This is a genomic window from Mycobacterium sp. NGS11, assembly GCF_059813315.1.
On sequence record NZ_JCALEJ010000019.1, the window covers coordinates 45499 to 64380 of the forward strand.

Consider the following 18882-nt stretch of genomic DNA (forward strand, 5'->3'; position numbering starts at 1 on the left):
CGAGCCACTACGTTCTCAACTCATGGTCGCTATGCCGGCGCTGGACGGTGTCGAACACAGATACGTCGATCTGGGAGAGGGCGTGACGATTCACGTCGCGGACGCCGGTCCGGCGAGCGGTCCGGCGGTGATGCTGGTACACGGCTTCCCGCAGAACTGGTGGGAATGGCACGAGCTGATCGGGCCGCTGGCCGCCGACGGCTACCGGGTGTTATGTCCCGACCTGCGCGGTTCGGGCTGGAGTTCGGCGCCGCGCTCCAGCTACACCAAGGACGAGATGGCCGACGATCTGGCCGGGGTGCTGGATCGGTTGGGCGTCGCGACGGTCAAGCTGGTGGCCCACGACTGGGGTGGGCCGGTCGCGTTCATCATGATGCTGCGTCATCCGGAAAGGGTGACCGGGTTTTTCGGGGTGAATACCGTTGCGCCGTGGGTGAAGCCGGGCCTGGCGACGCTGCGTAATATCTGGCGGTTCTGGTATCAGATCCCGATCATGCTGCCGGTCGTCGGGCCGCGGGTGATCAGCGATCCCAACTCCCGGTTCGTCCGGATGCTCGGGTCATGGGTCGGCGGTGGTTTCACCCTGCCCGACGATGACATCCGCCTGTACCTCGAATGCATGCAACAGCCCGGCCACGCCGAGGCCGGCTCACGCTGGTATCGCAGCTTCCAGACCAAGGAGATGCGGAAATGGATGCGCGGCGAATACAACCACGCGCGCGTCGACGTCCCGGTCCGCTGGCTGACGGGCACCAATGATCCGGTGATCACGCCCGACCTCACCGACGGATATGCCGATCGGATCAACGATTTCGAGGCCGAACTGGTCGACGGCGTCGGCCACTGGATCGTCGACCAAAGGCCCGACCTCGTCCTGGACCGCGTTCGCACATTTCTGCGCCACGAAACTTAAACTGCAGCGCCGGTTTTCGGCGTGTCGTGTGCGTGACGTAAGTGTCGTGACGCGCCGAGTGGTACGCGCGGGATGCTAGTCGACGCCGATGGTGACTTCAGTCGACTTGATGAACACGGTGGCCGGCTGTCCGACCTTGAGTCCGAGGTCGGTGGCGGCGTCCTTGGTGACCGACGACGTGACAACCTGATCGCCGCCGTCCAGCGTGACCTTCACAACGGCCATCACGGTGCCGAGTTCGACCTCGGTGATGGTTCCCCTGAGCTGGTTTCGGGTCGAGAGCCGCATCGCAGGATCCTCCATGTCGGAACGGGTGGGGTCTGCGCTGAGCTTAGCCCCGCCGGACCGGCGCCAGAATGGCTTGCCACGCATTCCTTTACGGGAACGTACGGACCTAATGCCGCGGGCCGAGCAGGGCTACGGATGCATCGACGGCGGGTTCCACGATTCCTCGGACCGGCTTTCCGTCCTCGACCGCAAGTGCGGTCAGCTCCCGCAGGCCGCCGAGCAGGATCACGGCCAACGGCGCGGTCAGCGGAGGCAGCTTTGCACGCCGGAACCCCGGACTGGCACTGAGGTCGATCAGCAGGCTGGTCAGCAACTGCAGCCCGCGCCGCTGGACCGGTCGCGCGGCCGCCCCCAGCGAGGGCAATTCACGGATCCAGCTCAACGTGATGGCGGGGCGCGCCTCGATGTATCCGACATACGCCTCGACCGCCTGGCGGATCTGCACATGCCAATCGGCTTCGGGATCGACCGACGCCGTGATTTTCGCGCCGAGTTTCTCGATGTCGACGGCCAGCAACTCGAGGAAGCACTCTTCCTTCCCGGCGAAGTGGTCGTAGAAGGTGCGCTTGGACGTGCGAGCGTGGCGGACCACATCGGCGACGGTGCTCGCGCGGTAGCCGCGCTCGGTGATCGACGTGGCCAGACCGTCGAGCAGTCGTTGCCGAAACGGATCCGGCCCGGCGGGTGCGTCGCCTGCGACCGCGTCGGCGGCAGTCGCTGTCACCGTTGGTGTCACGCGGGTGCCCCCTTTCGGTGGATGCGGCACCTTGTCAGGCCTGGTACATCAGAGTACCGTACAAGGAACGCGCTGCGGTACATCGCCGTACCAGCCCCGTCGCCGGGGCAGATGTTGGGAGACGCCATCGTCATGAGCCACCAAGTCGCCGCCCCGCCGGCCGCCGTCAACCTGCCTCCGGCGGTCCGGATCCCCAAGGTGCTTCAGGGCCTTGGGTTTTCGATGTCGCGGCGCTGGATGATCCAACGGCTGGCGCGCCGCCACGGCGATGTATTCACGCTCAACCTGCCGATGTACGGGCGGGTCATCGCCGTCGGTGACCCGCAGTTGGCCAAGCAGATCTTCACGACGAGCCCCGACGAGCTCGGCAACATCCAGCCCAATCTGGGCAGGCTGTTCGGCACCGGTTCGGTCTTCGCGCTCGAGGGCGACGAACATCGCCGACGGCGCCGGCTGCTGGCGCCGCCGTTCCACGGCAAGAGCATGAAGAAGTACGAAAGCATCATCGAAGAAGAGACGCTGCGCGAAATCGCCGACTGGCCGCAAGGCAGCCCATTTCCCACGCTGCCGCCGATGATGCGGATCACGCTGAACGCCATTCTGCGCGCGGTTTTCGGAGCGGAAGGCGCCGAGCTCGACGAGCTGCGCCGGCTCATTCCGCCGTGGGTCACCCTGGGATCGCGACTCGCGTCGGTGCCGATGCCCAAACGCCAATTCGGCAGATACAGCCCGTGGGGACGGCTGGCCGAATGGCGCCGCCGGTACGACAAGGTCATCGACAAGCTGATCGACGACGAGCGGGCCGACTCGCACTTCGCCGAGCGAACCGACGTCCTGGCGATGCTGCTGCGCACCACCTATGAAGACGGTTCGGCCATGTCACGCAAGGACATTGGCGACGAGCTGCTCACCTTGCTGGCGGCCGGACACGAAACCACCGCATCCACGCTGGGCTGGGCGTTCGAACGGATAAGCCGGCACCCCGACCTGCTGAAGGCGCTCGTCGAAGAGGCCGACAACGGCGGCAGCGAGCTGCGTCAGGCCACGATTCTGGAGGTGCAGCGAGCCAGGACGGTGATCGACCTCGCCGGTCGCCACGTCTATCCCGAGACCTTCCAGCTTGGCGAATGGGTGATTCCGCGTGGCGATTCGATCATCGTCGGAATCGGGCAGATTCACAGCAACCCCGACGTGTTCCCCGATCCGGACCGTTTCGACCCGCACCGCTTCCTCGGGACCAAGCCGTCGGCCTTGTCGTGGATCCCATTCGGTGGCGGGACGCGCCGCTGTGTGGGGGCGGCGTTTGCGAACATGGAGATGGACGTGGTGCTTCGAACGGTGTTGCGCCGCTTGACCGTTGAGACGACGGATGCGCCCGACGAAGGCTGGCACTGCCGCGGGGTCGCGTTCACCCCGAAGGCCGGCGGCCGGATTGTGGTGCGCCGGCGCTGATCTCGGTGCGGGCAGTGCGGCCGGGAGCCCAGCGTCGTTACTTCTCCGCGGTCGCCCGGCGCGGCAGCTTCCAGCCCGGGCGGATGAAGTGGCAGGTGTATCCGTTGGGATAGTGCTGCAGGTAGTCCTGGTGCTCGGGCTCGGCTTCCCAGAAGTCGCCGGCGGGGCTGACCTCGGTCACCACCTTGCCGGGCCACAGCCCCGACGCCTCGACGTCGGCGATGGTGTCCAGCGCGATCCGCTTCTGGTCCTCGTCGAGATAGAAGATGGCCGAGCGGTAACTGGTGCCCCGGTCGTTGCCCTGCCGGTCTTTCGTTGTCGGATCGTGGATCTGGAAGAAGAACTCCAGCATCGTGCGGTAGTCGGTGACCGCCGGGTCGTACACGATCTCGATGGCCTCGGCGTGCGTGCCGTGGTTGCGGTAGGTCGCATTCGGGACGTCGCCGCCGGTGTAACCGACCCGGGTCGAAAGCACGCCCGGCTGCTTGCGGATCAGTTCCTGCATCCCCCAGAAGCAGCCGCCGGCGAGAATCGCTTTCTGGTTGGTCATCCTTCGTCCTCCATAACCGGCCAGCCCTCGGATAGGAACAAAAGCCAGGCTACACTCCGCCGATGAGCTGCATCGGTGCCGCGAAATCATGAGCATGCCCGAGTTCTCGCGTAGCGAACTGGCCGCCGCTTTCGAGAAATTCGAAGCGACCGTCGATGCGGCGGCGCGATCGCACGACTGGGATGCCTGGGTTCAGCACTACACACCCGACGTCGTGTACATCGAACACGCGGCGGGCACCATGCACGGCCGCGACGAGGTTCGTGAGTGGATCAGCCGAACGATGGGCAGCTTTCCAGGCAGCCACATGGTCGCGTTCCCGTCGCTGTGGTCGGTGATCGACGAACCCACGGGGCGCATCATCATGGAACTCGACAACCCGATGCGCGATCCCGGGGACGGCACGGTCATCGGCGCGACGAACATCTCGATCATCACCTACGCCGGCGATGGCCTGTGGCGCCAGCAGGAGGACATCTACAACCCGCTGCGCTTCGTGCAGGCCACGTTGCAGTGGTGCCGCAAGGCACACGAGCTCGGCACCCTCGACGAGGCCGGCGCGCAATTCATGGAGCAATACGGAGGCGCCCGATGAGCACCAAGCCCAAACTCGTCATCGGCGCCAACGGTTTTCTGGGTTCACACGTCACCCGCCAGCTGGTCGCCGACGGCCACGAGGTGCGGGCCATGGTGCGCGAGGGCGCCAACACCCGGTCGATCGACGACCTCGAGCTCACCCGGTTTCATGGCGATGTCTTCGACACCGCCGTGCTGCGGGAGGCGATGCAGGGTGTCGACGACGTCTATTACTGCGTCGTGGACACCCGCGCCTGGCTGCGCGACACCTCGCCGCTGTTTCGCACCAACGTCGAAGGGCTGCGCAGCGTCCTCGAGGTGGCCGTCACGCAACCCGAACTGCGCCGGTTCGTCTTCACCAGCACCTACGCGACCGTCGGGCGGCGGCGCGGGCACGTCGCGACCGAAGAGGACATCATCGACACCCGGGGGGTATCGGACTACGTCCGGTCCCGGGTCCAGGCCGAGAACCTGGTGCTGCGCTACGTGGCCGATTTCGGGCTGCCCGCGGTGGCGATGTGCGTGTCGACGACATACGGCAGCGGTGACTGGGGCCGCACCCCGCACGGCGCGTTCATCGCCGGCGCGGTCTTCGGCAAGCTGCCCTTCACGATGGCGGGCATCCAGCTGGAAGCCGTCGGCGTCACCGACGCCGCCCGGGCCATGATCCTGGCCTCCGAACACGGGCGCATCGGCGAGCGGTACCTGATCTCGGAGCGGATGATCGCGCTGAAAGAGGTGGTCCGCATCGCGGCCGACGAGGCCGGCGTGCGCGCGCCGCGTCGCTCCATCTCCGTCCCGATGCTGTACGCGCTCGGCGCGCTGGGCGACCTGCGGGCCCGCTTCACCGGAAAGGACGCCGAGCTCAGCCTCGCGTCGGTGCGCATGATGCGTGCCGAGGCGCCCGTCGACCACAGCAAGGCCGTCCGCGAATTGGGCTGGCAGCCGCGGCCGGTCGAGGAATCCATTCGCGAGGCGGCCCGGTTCTGGGCGGCGATGCGAAATGCCAAGAGCCGGAGCACGACTCCCGGCTGAACACCACGCCGGCCGCTGTTCAGGACGCGGCGCGGCTCCGAAAGTGGGATGTCTAGCCTCGGGCGCTGTGACTACCGCGCGAGTGCCTGTCGATCTCACCGGCGCGCCCCAGACCATGTTGGCGACGTTCTACGCGAAGGCGCTCGATGCCGACTTCGAAAAAACCGATCCTGGGCGATCGGTACGCGAAGGAGATCGTCGAGCGCATCGACTACGACTGGAAGAAAACCACCATCACACCGCGGCGGGCACCGTCGGTCACCACCCGGTCGGCGCACTTCGATGAGTGGACACGCAAATTCCTTGCCGCGCACCCGCGTTCGATCGTGTTGCACGTAGGCTGCGGGCTCGACAGCCGGTTTTTCCGCCTGGGGCCGGGCCCGGACGTCGAATGGTACGACGTGGATTACCCCGAGGTCGTGGCCCTGCGCACCCAGCTCTATCCCGGCCGCGATCACTATCGCGTCATTGCCGCCTCGGTCACCGACCCGGGATGGCTGGCTGAAATCCCCGCCGACCGTCCCGCCCTGCTGATCGGGGAGGGGCTGACGATGTACCTCACCCGGCAGGACGGCACCGCGCTGCTGCGCCGGGTGGTCGACCGGTTCGGTTCGGGCGAGCTGCAATTCGACGCGTTCAATTGGCTCGGGATCAAGTCGCAGTGGCTCAACACCGTGGTGCGACGGTCGGGGTCGACGCTGCGCTGGGCGATCAACGGGCCCGACGACATCGTCGATAGCGTGCCAGGGGTGCGGCTGCTGGCCTGGGAACGGTGGTTCGAGTCGTACACCTTCGCGCAGTTGCCCCGCTCATCGCGAGCGTTGGGCAAGACCATGTCGCTGTTTGCCGCGCTGGCGAACATGGCGCAATACCACCGCTACGCATTTGGTCCGGCCGGACGGGAAGACCTGCCCACGGACGCGCGTTGAACCCCGATAGCCGTCTAAGGAGGAACCACCATTGCCCACCCGGAAATCAAAGAACCCAACGCGGGGCACCCGATCACCATCGAGCCGACCAACGGACGGGTTCAGGTGCGCGTCAACGGTGAACTGGTCGCCGACACCACCGCGGCACTGGAATTACGCGAAGCCACTTTGCCTGCCGTGCAATACATTCCGATCGCCGACGTGGTGCAGGATCGGCTCACCCGGACCGACACCACCACGTATTGCCCCTTCAAGGGCGACGCGAGCTACTACAGCGTGACCACGTCGGCCGGTGAGACGGTCGACGACGTGATTTGGACGTACGAGCAGCCGTATCCGGCGGTCGCGGCGATCGCCGGACATGTGGCGTTCTACGCCACCAAGGCCGACATCACCGTCTCGGCTCAGTAGGGGATCCACCCGGGAAGGGCGGTCGCGACCGCGCGCGTGTCGCTGTACAGACGCATGGAGACGATCAGCCCGTCGCGGGTGTCGAAGATGCATACGAACGGGCTGTCGAACTCGAGGCCGTCGGAGGTGGTGCCGGTGGCCTGCGCCTCCACCACCACCGTCTCTCCCTCGTTGACGCAGCGCACCAGGTCGATGATCAGCTCGAGGTCTTTCTTGCGTTCCTCGATCGCCCGCCGAAAGGTGGCCTTGTCACAGGAAGTGCGCGTGTAGAGGGTCCAGTACGTGAAGTCGTCGCTGAGCAGCGCGAAACCCTCGTCCAGATCGCCGTCATCGCTGACCGTCTGCAAGAACATCCAAGCCAGTTCGCCCTGCGGGTCATCGAACGGCGTCATCACAACGCAATATTGACTTGGACCGCAGCGAACGGTCAATCAGGGCAGTCGGAGAATCATCACGTGAACAGCACGCGCACGGTCGTGTTTCCGGGGCCCGTCAGCTTCGGACACACGTTGGCGCCCCTGCGCCGCGGTCGCGGTGATCCGTGCTTCCGATCTCCCGGCGACGGCTCGATCTGGCGCACCAGCCTGCTGCCCAGCGGATCCGTCACGGCCCGGATCACTCGCGTCGCGCCCAATGCCGCGCAGGGCGAGGCGTGGGGGAGTGGGGCGCGGGAATTCATCGAAATGCTGCCCGCCCTGCTGGGTCTCGAGGACGACGACTCGGACTTCGTGCCGAAACATCCGACGGTAGCGGCTGCGCACCAACGGGTTCCGCACTTGCGCCTGGGCCGCACCGGGCTGGTGCTGGAGGCCCTGATTCCTGCGATCATCGAGCAGCGGGTGCCGGGCGCCGATGCGTTTCGCTCGTGGCGGGTGCTGGTGACCAAGTACGGCACACCCGCGCCGGGACCGGCGCCGGCGGGGATGCGCGTCATGCCGCCGGCGCAAGTATGGCGGCACATCCCGTCTTGGGAGTTTCATCGCGCCAACGTCGACCCGCGGCGGGCGCAGACCGTGGTGGCCTGCGCGCGCCGGGCTCCCTCGCTGGAACGGTTGGTGTCGCGGCCGGCGGTGCAGGCGCGTGAGGCGTTGATGTCGCTGCCGGGGGTGGGGGAGTGGACCGCCGCCGAGACCGCACAACGCGCCTTCGGCGACGCCGACGCCGTTTCGGTGGGCGACTACCACATTCCCAAAATGATCGGCTGGACCTTGCTGGGCCGGCCCGTCGACGACGCCGGCATGCTCGAGCTGCTCGCGCCGATGCGACCCCACCGTCAGCGGGTGGTCCGGCTGCTCGAAGCCAGTGGACTGGCGTACGAACCCCGCCGCGGCCCGAGGCTGCCGGTGCAGCAAATCCACTCGCTTTGATCCGTAGCGTTTTTCAGCGCGGCCATCGGGTACCCACCAGTGCAAGTAGCTGTGTGCGAACCATGGAAGGAAGCTAGGAAACAAGCGATGACTCAGTTCACAATTCCGGGATTGACCGATAAGCAGGCGGCGCGCCTCACCGAACTGCTGCAGAAGCAACTGAGCACCTACAACGATCTTCATCTGACGCTGAAGCACATTCACTGGAACGTGGTTGGCCCGAACTTCATCGGCGTGCACGAGATGATCGACCCGCAGGTGGACGCGGTGCGTGGGTTTGCCGACGATGTCGCCGAACGCATTGCGGCCCTTGGCGCTTCGCCGCAGGGGACGCCCGGTGCCATCATCAAGGACCGGTCGTGGGACGACTACTCGGTCGGTCGGGACACGGTACAGGCGCATCTGGCCGCGCTGGACCTCGTCTACACCGGTGTCATCGAGGACATTCGGCAATACATCGACGAGACGGACGAACTCGACCAGGTGACCCAGGATCTGCTGATCGGTCAGGCCGGGCAGTTGGAGAAGTTCCAATGGTTCGTCCGGGCGCACCTGGAAAGCGCCGGCGGGGAGCTGGCGCACCAGGGTAAGAGCACCGAGAAGGATGCCGCAAGCAGCGCCCGTGGCAAATCCTGAAAATAAGCCGAGAGTCCGCACATTCGCCCCGGCGCCTCGGCGCCGGGGCGAAGTGCATGCGCCCGAGCGAACCTCCTCCGGAATAAGTGGACCCTAGTCCGGTTATATAGGGCATCCACTAAATGAGGAGGCCAGATGCCTGCAGTCACGGCTAACACGCTGACGTTGCCACGAGTCAGCGGTCCCGGCCCCGCCGACACCGAGCGGCCGGTTCGATCGATCACCACCGGCCCCCGCGGCTACGAGGGCGAGGGTTTTCCGGTCGTGCGCGCTTTCGCGGGGGTCAGCACCGCGGCGCTCGACCCGTTCGTGCACATGGACCAGATGGGCGAGGTCGAATACCAGCCGGGGGAGCCACGGGGTACCGACTGGCATCCGCACCGCGGCTTCGAAACCGTGACCTACATGCTCGACGGGAAGTTCGCGCACCAGGACTCCCACGGCGGTGGCGGCCTGATCGCCGACGGCGCGACGCAGTGGATGACGGCAGGCTCGGGCATCCTGCACATCGAGACGCCGCCCGCCGAGCTGGTAGACAGCGGGGGCCTCTTCCACGGCGTCCAGCTCTGGGTGAACCTGCCGAAGAAAGACAAGTTCGCACCCCCGCGGTACCAGTCGATCGAAGGCGGCGACGCCGCGTTGCTGGCATCCGACGACGGCGGAGCGCTGATCCGCATCATCGCCGGCGAGATCGACGGCCACCGGGGCCCCGGCGTCACCCACACGCCGATCACCCTCGCGCACGCGACGATCGAGAACGGGGCACGGCTCGACATCCCGTGGCGGCGCGACTTCAACGCCCTGGTCTATGTGCTGTCCGGCAGCGGGTACGTCGGCCCGGTCGCACAGCCGATCCACCAGGGGCAGTTAGCGGTCCTGGGACCGGGCGATCGGATCACGGTGGGCGCCCAGCGGGCCGCGGATTCGAGCCGGACGGCCATTGATTTGCTGCTTCTGGGCGGGCAGCCGATTCGCGAGCCGGTATTCCACTACGGGCCTTTCGTAATGAACACTCGCTCGGAATTGATCGAGGCGCTCGAGGACTACCAGGCCGGGAAGTTTGGCAGCATTCCGCCAAATGCGCTAATGCCGCACCACGGCGGTGGCACACTTTAGCAATGCTTCCACGGGGGACTCGCCGGCCGGGGCGTCCGCCCGCCGCGAAGGCCGACGAGACTCGGCAACGAATCATCCAAGCTGCTCGTTTGGTGTTCAGCGAGCGTGGCTACGACGGCGCGACCTTCCAGGCCATCGCCGCGCGCGCCGATCTCACCCGCCCTGCGATCAACCATTACTTCTCGAGCAAACGCGCGCTTTACCGCGAAGTGCTGGTAGACACCAACGAATCCGTCATCGGGGCCGGCATCAAACAGGCTGAACGCGAAACCACCCTGGCGGCTCAGTTGACGGCATTCATCGCCGAAGCGACGAGAGCCAATTCGAAGAACCCGGCCGGATCCGCTTTTTTAGTCACGGGCGTACTGGAATCGCAACGCCATCCGGATTTGGTCGGAAGCGACGATGATTCCGTTCGACTTGCCCGATCTTTTCTCCTGGGCGTCATAAACGACGCGATCGAGCGAGGCGAAATCATCGCCGGCATCGAGGCGTCGGCACTGACCGAGGCGCTGCTGGTGCTGGTCTGCGGGGTCGGTCTCTATGCCGGCTATATCGAGAGCCCCGAGCACCTGTTGGCGCTGGTCGGCGTGATGCGCCAGCTGCTGGAGGGCGCGCTGCAGCAGCCAGAGTCTTAGCGCTGCCCCGCGTTCAGTGAAGTTGCGCACAAAGCGTATAGGCTAACTAACTTATCCCGGTACCATGGCCGGGATATGACTGATCTGGATGCCTCGCCGCCGCCTTCCGTACGGTCTGCCGGCGACAGCTGGACCATTACTGAACTCGTCGGCGCCACCGCGTTGGGCGTCGCCGCGTCGCGCGCGGCAGAAACCGCCGGATCCGATCCGCTGATCCGCGACGCCTTCGCGCGACTGTTGGTGGCGTCGGCCGGTCCGGCGTGGGCGCGGCTGGCCGACCCGGACCTCGCCTGGCTCGACGGTGACGAGCACGGACAGCGCTCACATCGGTGCGGCATCGACTACCAGGCCGTGCGCACTCACTTCTTCGACCGGTACTTCGCGGACGCCGCCGGGGCCGGGATCCGGCAGGTGGTGATCCTGGCCGCCGGGCTCGACTCCAGGGCCTACCGGTTGAATTGGCCGGCCGGCGCCACGGTCTACGAGATCGACCAGCCCCAGGTGCTGCAATACAAGGCTGACATCCTGCAGCAGCACGGCGCCGTGTCATCCGCTATCCGGCATCCGGTCCCGGTGGACCTGCGTGCCGATTGGCCCGCGGCCCTGACCTCGGCAGGGTTCGACCCCACCCGACCCACCGCATGGCTGGCCGAAGGGCTGCTTCCGTATTTGCCCAGCGACGCCCAAGACCGGCTCTTCGAGATGGTCACCGCGCTCAGCGCGCCGGACAGCCAGATCGCGATCGAGATGTTCGGCCTGAACTCCCGGAGCAACTCGCAGCGCTGGCTGCGGATGCGCGACCGGCTCGGTTTGGATGTCAATGTCCAGGCGTTGACCTACCACGAGCCGGACCGATCCGACGCCGCCGTGTGGCTGGCCGACCACGGCTGGCGGGTGCACAGCGTGAGCAACCGCGACGAGATGGCCCGGCTGGGCCGTCCGGTACCCGACGACCTGACTGATGAAGCCGTCCGCAGCACGTTGGTGCGGGCGCGTCTCGGCAAGCCCATCGCCTGACCACGGATCTAGCAAGGAGCACCGCCATGAGTTCACTGCGCACCCACGACGACACCTGGGACATCAAGAGCAGCGTCGGCACCACCGCGGTCATGGTGGCCGCCGCCCGGGCGATCGAAACCGAGCAGCCCGACGCGCTCATCCGCGACCCCTACGCCCGGCTGCTCGTCAACAACGCCGGCGCCGAGGTGTTGTGGGAGGCAATGCTCGACCCGGAGGTGGTGGCCAAGATCGAGGCCATCGACGAAGAATCCGCCGCGCGCATGCAGCACATGCGCGGCTACCAGGCGGTCCGGACGCACTTCTTCGACGCATACTTCGCCGACGCCGTCGCCGCCGGGATTCGGCAGGTGGTGATCCTCGCGTCCGGGCTGGACTCGCGGGCGTACCGTCTCGACTGGCCGGCCGGCACCACGGTTTACGAGATCGACCAGCCCGAGGTGCTGGGCTACAAGACCACCACGCTGGCCGAGAGCGGCGCCAAGCCGTCCGCCGATCGCCGCGAGGTGGCGATCGACCTGCGGGAGGACTGGCCGGCCGCGCTGCGCGCCGCCGGCTTCGACCCGGCCCAGCCGACCGCCTGGCTGGCGGAGGGATTGCTGATGTACCTGCCCGCCGAGGCGCAGGACAAGTTGTTCACCCAGATCGGCGAGCTGAGCCCGGCGGGCAGCCGCGTCTCGGCCGAAACCGCACCCATGCACGCCGAGGAGCGGCGCCAGCAGATGCGGGAACGGTTCAAGAAGGTGGCCGAGCAACTCGGCCTGGAGGAGACCGTCGACGTCGGCGAGCTGATGTACCGCGACGAGCACCGCGCCAACCTCGCCGACTGGCTCAACGAAAACGGCTGGCGCGCAACGGCGCAGAACTCGATCGACGAGATGCACCGCCTGGGCCGCGGGGTCCAGAGCTCCGAGGTGGACGAGGACCGGGACGCGTTCTCCGATTTCGTGATCGCCGAGCGGCTCTAAACGGCGCGGCGTCGTTGCGCCTGACCGCGTAGGCCCCTCGCACGTTCACCGTTGGCTCGCGGCTGCGGTTACCGGGAATTCGCCTGGTCATCGGGGACAATGGTCACTCATTATGGGCAGCGGCGGATCCGACCAATCGCAGCGCTGGGTGCTGAGAAAGGCTCGGTTGGTCGCCGCCACCGCTTCGGCGTTCGTGATGGCGATCACCGGCATGGGGTGGACGGGTTATCACACCGCCCTCGGCAAGATCATCATTTCGCATGCCCTGCCGAACGCGGCGAAGACGCTGGACGGCAACCAGAACATTCTGCTGATGGGTCTGGACAGCCGGCTGGACCAGAACGGCAAGCCCCTGCCCCAGGAGATCTACGAGGCTCTGCACGCGGGTGACGAAAGTTCGGGCGGCTACAACGCCAATGTCCTTATCGTCGTGCATATTTCGGACGGCGACGGGCCGGTCACCGCGATATCGATTCCGCGCGACGACTACGCGGAGCTACCGGGCTGTCCCGGGTCGGTCTGCGCCGGAAAGATCAAGCAGGCATACGGGCTGGCCTACCAGCAGTCGCTGAATTCGCAGGCGGCCGGGAATTCGGGTGGGGCGGGCGCCAACAACTTGACGGCTCGCGAGCAGACCGCCCGCGAGGCCGGCCGCAAGGCGGAAATCGACGCCGTCAAAGACTTTCTGGGCGTCTCGGTCGATCATTTCGTCGAGGTCACACTCGGCGCCTTCTTCCAGATCGCCAAGGCCGTCGAGCCGATCACCGTCTGCCTCAACGCCGATACGCAGGACAGCTATTCGGGCGCCGACTTCCACCAGGGGGTGCAGCGCATCGATGCCGCGGACGCGATGGCCTTTGTGCGGCAGCGGCGCGACGAAAACGACGGATCCTTCACCGATTTCGACCGCACGCGGCGACAGCAGGCGTTCCTGGTGTCGTTGGTCGAGGCGGCCCGTAGGGGCGGTGCGCTGTCCAGCGTGAGCGGGCTGCGCAAACTGCTGCAGGTGGCCCGCGACAACGTCGCCGTCGACGACGGGCTGGACATCATGGAATTCGCCTCCCGCGCATCGCAATTGAGCGAGCGCCCGCTGTCGCTCTACACCCTGCCGATCGCCGGCTTCGGCAAGGACGCCAACGGATCCGACATCAATCAGGTCGATCTTCCGACCATCCGGCGCATCGTCAACGAGCGCTTCATGTCGGACACGCCGGTCGCGCTCGAGGCCGCAGCACCGGACACCCAGCCACCGCCGGCCGAACCCGCGATTCTCGACGTCGTCAACGCCACCTCACGCGACGGGCTCGCGGGCGCCATCGAGGAGGCCTTCACCGGCCGCGGCTTCACCCGCGGCAGCGCCACGACCGCGGCGGTCCCGGCCGACGACAGCATCATCGAATACGGCGCCGGGGCCGATCGGGCCGCGCAGGCCCTGGCCGATCAACTGCACGTGCCGGTGACGGCCAACGACACCGTGGCCGCGGGCACGGTGCGCCTGACCGTGGGAACGCAGTTTCCCGCCGGCGACTACCTCGCCCACCCCGGCGCAACGGCCGACCCGTCGGGGTCCGGGCGGGTGAGTGCCGTCGCCGCCACCGGCACCGGCGACCGGGCCCCGGCGCCGACCGACCTCAGCCAGATGACCGCGGCGAACGTCCCCTGCGTGAAGTAACCGCAGCCGCGATCGCGCCCGCGGGCTGGGTTCTTAGACGTCCTGACCCGGCGAGACCGGGTTGGCCGGATCCTTCCTACTGCTCTCCCAACCAGATGGTTAGTATCGCGGTTATCACCGATGAGCGGCCGCCGCAGCGGGACTCTGCTCGGGAAGGACAATGATGACCACCGAATCGGTTGCATCGAAGACCTCCGCATCCAATGGGACGGCTCAGCCCGCCGACGTCCCGGCGACGGTCGCCAAACTCCGCAGGACCTTCGCCACCGGGCGTACCCGCGACATCGAATGGCGCAAGCGCCAGCTGCTACAGCTGGCGAAGCTGATGGAAGAAAACGAGGGCGCCATCGCTTCGGCCCTCGCCGAAGACCTGGACCGCAGCCCCTTCGAGGCCTTCATCGCCGACATCGCGACGACCGCCGGCGAGGCGAAGTACGCGGCGAAGAAGGTTCGGCGCTGGACGAAGCGCAAATACCAGTTGCTCGAGGTGCCGCAGCTGCCGGGCCGCGGCTGGATCGAATACGAGCCCTACGGGACGGTGTTGATCATCGGAGCCTGGAACTACCCCTTCTACCTGACGCTGGGTCCGGCGGTCGGCGCGATCGCCGCCGGGAACGCCGTCATCCTCAAGCCCTCGGAGATCGCCGCGGCGTCGGCACACGTGATGGCCGACTTGGTGCCGAAGTATCTCGACAACGACGCCATCGCCGTGGTCGAGGGCGACGGCGCGACGAGCCAGGAGCTCATCGCGCAAGGCCTGGATCGCGTCCTGTTCACCGGCGGCACCGAGATCGGTCGCAAGGTCTACGAGGGCGCGGCCCCGCACCTGACCCCCTGCACCCTGGAACTCGGCGGCAAGAGCCCGGTGATCGTCGCGGCGGACGCCGACGTGGAGGTGGCGGCCAAGCGGATCGCCTGGATGAAACTGCTCAACGCCGGACAGACCTGTGTCGCACCGGATTACGTGTTGGCGGACGCCACGATCCGCGACGAGCTGGTCAACAAGATCGGCGCCGCCATCACCAAGTTCACCTCCGACAAGCCCGACGGCATGCGGATCGTCAACCAGCGGCAGTTCGACCGGATCAGCAGCTACCTGTCCGGTGACGACGGCAAGGTCGTCGTCGGCGGCAAGTGCGACGCGTCGAGCCTGCGCATCCAGCCGGCCGTCGTGGTGGACCCCGATCCGGACGGCCCGCTGATGCAGAACGAGATCTTCGGGCCGGTGCTGCCGGTGGTCACCGTCCAAAACCTGGACGACGCAATCCGTTTCATCAACTCTCGGCCCAAGCCCCTCTCGGCGTACCTGTTCACCAAGACGCGCGAGACTCGCGAGCGGGTGATCAAGGAGGTGCCCGCCGGCGGAATGTTGGTCAACCACCTCGCCTTCCAGGTGTCGACGGCCAAGCTGCCGTTCGGTGGCGTCGGCGCATCGGGAATGGGTGCCTACCACGGCAAGTTCGGTTTCGAGGAATTCAGCCACCGCAAGTCGGTGCTGACCAAGCCGACCCGCCCCGACCTGTCGAGCTTCATCTACCCGCCCTACACCGACCGCGCCATGAAGATGGCCCGCCGGATGTTCTAGGAATCGTTTTCCCGCACGAAATCACTTGCTCGACACAACTTTTCATACGGAGAGGAAACTTATGCCCGGAGTGCAGGATCGCGTCATCATCGTCACCGGAGCCGGTGGAGGACTGGGCCGTGACTACGCCCTGACCCTCGCCAAGGAGGGCGCCAGCGTTGTCGTCAACGACCTCGGCGGCTCGCGCGACGGCACCGGCGCCGGCCACAACATGGCCGACGATGTGGTCAAGGAGATCAAGGACGCCGGCGGGCGGGCGGTCGCCAACTACGACAGCGTCGCCGAGTCCGAGGGCGCCGAGAACATCGTCAAGACCGCGCTCGACGAATTCGGCGCCGTGCACGGCGTGGTCAGCAACGCCGGCATCCTGCGCGACGGCACCTTCCACAAGATGTCCTTCGAGAACTGGGACGCCGTGCTCAAGGTGCACCTCTACGGCGGTTACAACGTCATCCGCGCCGCATGGCCGCACTTCCGTGAGCAGAGCTACGGACGCGTGGTCGTCGCCACCTCCACCAGCGGGCTGTTCGGCAACTTCGGCCAAACCAACTACGGCGCGGCCAAACTCGGCCTGGTCGGCTTGATCAACAGCCTGGCTCTGGAGGGTGCGAAGTACAACATCCACGCCAACGCGGTCGCCCCGATCGCGGCGACCCGGATGACCGAAGACATCCTCCCCAAGGAAGTTCTCGAGAAGCTGACCCCCGAGTACGTCGCCCCGGTGGTGGCCTACCTGTGCACCGAGGAAAACCCCAACAGCGCATCGGTTTTCGTGGTCGGTGGCGGCAAGGTGCAGCGCGTCGCGCTGTTCCAGAACCAGGGCGTCAACTACGACAAGCCGCCGTCGGTGGAGGACATCGCCTCGCAGTGGGGCGAGATCACCGATCTGTCCGCGGCGAAGCAGGCCGACTTCAAGCTGGGGTAAGCACGAGCCTGCGACTCAGGCCAGCAGCTCTGCGCGGAGCCGGTCCACCTCGTTTTCGGTGACGCCGGCTTCGCGTAGATACGCCTGCAGCGACCCGAACTCCCGATCGATGGCGTGGCGCGCGGCGTCCAGATACTCCGGACGTACACCGAGGACCCCGTCGGCCAGCCTCGCCTTGGTGAACGTGACCACCTCTGGGGTCAATTCGACGTCGGACCGTCTCTGGATCATCTCGTAGATGTGGTCGCGCAGCTGGGGGACCGCGGCGTTGCTGCGCAGGTAGTCGGCGACGATGGTGTCGCGATCGATGTCGAGCACCTCCAGCACCGTGGCGATCACGAAGCCGGTGCGGTCCTTGCCCGCGAAGCAGTGCGTGAGCACCGAACGCCCGGCGGCCAGCATCGAGAAGACTTGCCGCACAGCGCGTTGCGCCCCGCTGCGGGTCGGAAACTGCCGGTACTCGTCGATCATGTGCCGGATCGCGGCCTCGTTGACCTCTTCGTCGGACTGGCTCGCGTCGCCCTCGAACAGGCGCCGAAACGCGGTCTCGTGCGGCGCGTCGTCGTCGCTGGGCTGATCGTCGCCGAGATCGGGCAGGGGGAGCCGGTGGATTTCGACGCCGTCGGGAACCAACCCCGGGCCGCGCCGCGCGACTTCCTGATTCGCGCGCAGATCCGCGACGTCGGTGATGCCCAACTCGCTCAGGGTGGCGCGGCCCTGGTCGTCGAGGCGGCTCAGCTCACCGGACCGGAACAGCCGCCCGGGCCGCAGCGCGGGTGTGCCGTCGGCGACATCGCGAAAATTCCACGCGCCCGACAGTTCCCGCAACGCCTCAGTCATTCGCGGGTCACCGCCGCGGCGAACGCGGACTGCTCGCGGCCGATCTCGCTGCGCGCGATGGTGCGCATGTGCACCTCGTCGGGCCCGTCGAAGATCCGCATGGCGCGGTGCCAGCCGTACAGGCGGGCCAGCACCGTGTCGTCGCTGACGCCCGCGGCGCCGTGCACCTGGATCGCGCGGTCGATGACGTCGCACGCCACCTGCGGCGCCACCGCCTTGATCTGCGAAACCAGTAGATGGGCGGCCTTGTTGCCGTGCTGGTCGATGGTCCACGCCGCCTTCTCGCAGAGCAGCCTGGACTGGTCGATCTCGTTGCGCGACTTGGCGATTGCCTGCTGCACCAGACCCTGGTCGGCCAGGGGGCGGCCGAAGGCGACGCGGCTGTTCGCGCGGTGCACCATCAGCGCCAGCGCACGTTCGGCAGCGCCGAGAGCGCGCATGCAGTGGTGGATGCGGCCGGGCCCCAGCCGGGCCTGGGCGATGGCGAAGCCGCCGCCCTCCTCGCCGAGCAGGTTGGTGGCCGGCACCCGGACGTTGTCGTAGATGATTTCGCAGTGCCCGTGCTGGTCCTGCCAGCCGAACACCGACGTGGAACGCACCACCGTCACGCCGGGGGTGTCCATCGGCACCAGCACCATCGACTGCTGCTGGTGGCTCGCGGCCTCCGGGTTGGTGCGGCCCATCACGATCAGGATCTTGCAGCGCGGGTCGGCCGCGCCCGAGGTCCACCACTTGCGCCCGTTGATGACGTAGTCGGCGCCGTCGCGCACGATGGCCGTCTGGATGTTGCGGGCATCGCTGCTGGCGACCGCCGGCTCGGTCATCGAGAAGGCGCTGCGGATCTCGCCGGCCAGCAGCGGCTCCAGCCACTGCTTGCGCTGCTCCTCGGTGGCGAACAGGTGCAAGGTCTCCATGTTCCCGGTGTCCGGCGCCGCGCAATTGACCGCCTCGGGGGCAAGCTCCATGCTCCAGCCGGTCAGCTCGGCCAGCGGGGCGTATTCAAGGTTGGTCAACCCCGATTCGGCCGGCAGGAACAGGTTCCACAGGCCGCGTTCCTTGGCCTTGACTTTGAGGTCCTCGATGACGGGCGGGACCGTGTGATCGCGCGGGCCGGCTTCTTCGCGGTATTTGTCGTACTCGGCCTCGGCCGGAAAGACGTACTCGGTCATGAAGTCGGACAGTCGCTTGTGGTAGTCGCTGGCTTTGGCCGACATCGCGAAGTCCATGC

20 protein-coding genes and 1 pseudogene are annotated in these 18882 nt (G+C 66.8%); 15 read left to right on the top strand and 6 right to left on the bottom strand.

The genetic code is table 11. The features are described 5' to 3' along the window. The first annotated feature begins 22 nt into the window (after window positions 1-22). Window positions 23-913, top strand: coding sequence for an alpha/beta fold hydrolase (locus AC5Y4T_RS19160; RefSeq protein ID WP_499954859.1), 891 nt, complete (start codon window positions 23-25; stop codon window positions 911-913). 75 nt (window positions 914-988) lie between these two features. Here AC5Y4T_RS19160 and AC5Y4T_RS19165 read toward each other — a convergent pair whose 3' ends face one another. Then, on the bottom strand, window positions 989-1201 hold the full coding sequence (locus AC5Y4T_RS19165) for a TOBE domain-containing protein (protein ID WP_067834587.1): 213 nt from the start codon (window positions 1199-1201) through the stop codon (window positions 989-991). 106 nt (window positions 1202-1307) lie between these two features. Then, a complete protein-coding gene (locus AC5Y4T_RS19170) occupies window positions 1308-1925 on the bottom strand; it encodes a TetR/AcrR family transcriptional regulator (protein WP_499954924.1) in 618 nt (205 codons plus the stop codon). Between the two features lie 144 nt (window positions 1926-2069). Between AC5Y4T_RS19170 and AC5Y4T_RS19175 the strand changes: the two genes are divergently transcribed. Next, window positions 2070-3389: a cytochrome P450 gene (locus AC5Y4T_RS19175; protein WP_499917579.1), complete on the top strand. Its 1320-nt coding sequence runs from the start codon at window positions 2070-2072 to the stop codon at window positions 3387-3389. Between the two features lie 37 nt (window positions 3390-3426). Here AC5Y4T_RS19175 and msrA read toward each other — a convergent pair whose 3' ends face one another. Beyond that, entirely contained in the window at window positions 3427-3939 is a 513-nt protein-coding gene (gene msrA, locus AC5Y4T_RS19180) for a peptide-methionine (S)-S-oxide reductase MsrA (protein ID WP_499954861.1), read from the bottom strand. A gap of 88 nt (window positions 3940-4027) precedes the next feature. Here msrA and AC5Y4T_RS19185 point away from each other — a divergent pair, with 88 nt between their 5' ends. The 4 genes and pseudogenes from AC5Y4T_RS19185 (at window position 4028) to AC5Y4T_RS19200 (ending at window position 6890) form a co-directional block, all read left to right on the top strand. Then, complete coding sequence (locus AC5Y4T_RS19185) at window positions 4028-4534, top strand: nuclear transport factor 2 family protein (protein ID WP_499954863.1); 507 nt, start codon at window positions 4028-4030, stop codon at window positions 4532-4534. Further along, the gene (locus tag AC5Y4T_RS19190) at window positions 4531-5550 is read left to right on the top strand and encodes an NAD-dependent epimerase/dehydratase family protein (RefSeq protein WP_499954865.1); all 1020 of its coding nucleotides are present in this window, start codon (window positions 4531-4533) and stop codon (window positions 5548-5550) included. The genes AC5Y4T_RS19185 and AC5Y4T_RS19190 overlap by 4 nt, the downstream gene beginning before the upstream one ends. Before the next feature lie 82 nt (window positions 5551-5632). Next, a pseudogene (locus tag AC5Y4T_RS19195) lies at window positions 5633-6489 on the top strand (class I SAM-dependent methyltransferase). A 20-nt stretch (window positions 6490-6509) separates the two neighbouring features. Continuing rightward, complete coding sequence (locus AC5Y4T_RS19200; protein ID WP_499954926.1) at window positions 6510-6890, top strand: DUF427 domain-containing protein; 381 nt, start codon at window positions 6510-6512, stop codon at window positions 6888-6890. Here the strand turns inward: AC5Y4T_RS19200 and AC5Y4T_RS19205 are convergent. Then, complete coding sequence (locus AC5Y4T_RS19205; RefSeq protein WP_499917584.1) at window positions 6884-7285, bottom strand: nuclear transport factor 2 family protein; 402 nt, start codon at window positions 7283-7285, stop codon at window positions 6884-6886. The genes AC5Y4T_RS19200 and AC5Y4T_RS19205 overlap by 7 nt on opposite strands. A 60-nt stretch (window positions 7286-7345) precedes the next feature. Between AC5Y4T_RS19205 and AC5Y4T_RS19210 the strand changes: the two genes are divergently transcribed. The 9 genes from AC5Y4T_RS19210 (at window position 7346) to AC5Y4T_RS19250 (ending at window position 16814) form a co-directional block, all read left to right on the top strand. After that, on the top strand, window positions 7346-8257 hold the full coding sequence (locus tag AC5Y4T_RS19210) for a DNA-3-methyladenine glycosylase family protein (protein ID WP_499917585.1): 912 nt from the start codon (window positions 7346-7348) through the stop codon (window positions 8255-8257). 87 nt (window positions 8258-8344) lie between these two features. Then, window positions 8345-8893 carry a Dps family protein gene (locus AC5Y4T_RS19215; protein ID WP_499917586.1) on the top strand — a complete coding sequence of 183 codons (549 nt, stop codon included), beginning with the start codon at window positions 8345-8347 and terminating at the stop codon, window positions 8891-8893. Between the two features lie 135 nt (window positions 8894-9028). Beyond that, the gene (locus AC5Y4T_RS19220; RefSeq protein ID WP_499954867.1) at window positions 9029-10009 is read left to right on the top strand and encodes a pirin family protein; all 981 of its coding nucleotides are present in this window, start codon (window positions 9029-9031) and stop codon (window positions 10007-10009) included. A gap of 2 nt (window positions 10010-10011) precedes the next feature. Next, window positions 10012-10647, top strand: a complete 636-nt coding sequence (locus AC5Y4T_RS19225) for a TetR/AcrR family transcriptional regulator (RefSeq protein ID WP_499954869.1) — start codon at window positions 10012-10014, stop codon at window positions 10645-10647. Between the two features lie 75 nt (window positions 10648-10722). Then, on the top strand, window positions 10723-11664 hold the full coding sequence (locus AC5Y4T_RS19230; protein ID WP_499954871.1) for a class I SAM-dependent methyltransferase: 942 nt from the start codon (window positions 10723-10725) through the stop codon (window positions 11662-11664). A 26-nt stretch (window positions 11665-11690) separates the two neighbouring features. Further along, window positions 11691-12632 (top strand): class I SAM-dependent methyltransferase, encoded by a 942-nt coding sequence (locus tag AC5Y4T_RS19235; protein WP_499917590.1) that lies wholly within the window; start codon window positions 11691-11693, stop codon window positions 12630-12632. Between the two features lie 112 nt (window positions 12633-12744). Next, the gene (locus AC5Y4T_RS19240) at window positions 12745-14304 is read left to right on the top strand and encodes an LCP family protein (protein ID WP_499917591.1); all 1560 of its coding nucleotides are present in this window, start codon (window positions 12745-12747) and stop codon (window positions 14302-14304) included. A 160-nt stretch (window positions 14305-14464) separates the two neighbouring features. Beyond that, entirely contained in the window at window positions 14465-15889 is a 1425-nt protein-coding gene (locus AC5Y4T_RS19245) for an aldehyde dehydrogenase family protein (RefSeq protein ID WP_499917592.1), read from the top strand. Window positions 15890-15950: 61 nt separating this feature from the next. Continuing rightward, the gene (locus AC5Y4T_RS19250; RefSeq protein WP_499954873.1) at window positions 15951-16814 is read left to right on the top strand and encodes an SDR family oxidoreductase; all 864 of its coding nucleotides are present in this window, start codon (window positions 15951-15953) and stop codon (window positions 16812-16814) included. A gap of 15 nt (window positions 16815-16829) precedes the next feature. On the opposite strand, the gene AC5Y4T_RS19255 is transcribed toward AC5Y4T_RS19250, so the two are convergent. Both AC5Y4T_RS19255 and AC5Y4T_RS19260 read right to left on the bottom strand, forming a co-directional pair. Beyond that, window positions 16830-17654: a tyrosine-protein phosphatase gene (locus AC5Y4T_RS19255; protein ID WP_499954875.1), complete on the bottom strand. Its 825-nt coding sequence runs from the start codon at window positions 17652-17654 to the stop codon at window positions 16830-16832. After that, window positions 17651-18868 (bottom strand): acyl-CoA dehydrogenase family protein, encoded by a 1218-nt coding sequence (locus AC5Y4T_RS19260; protein ID WP_499917692.1) that lies wholly within the window; start codon window positions 18866-18868, stop codon window positions 17651-17653. The genes AC5Y4T_RS19255 and AC5Y4T_RS19260 overlap by 4 nt, the downstream gene beginning before the upstream one ends. Window positions 18869-18882: the final 14 nt, after the last annotated feature.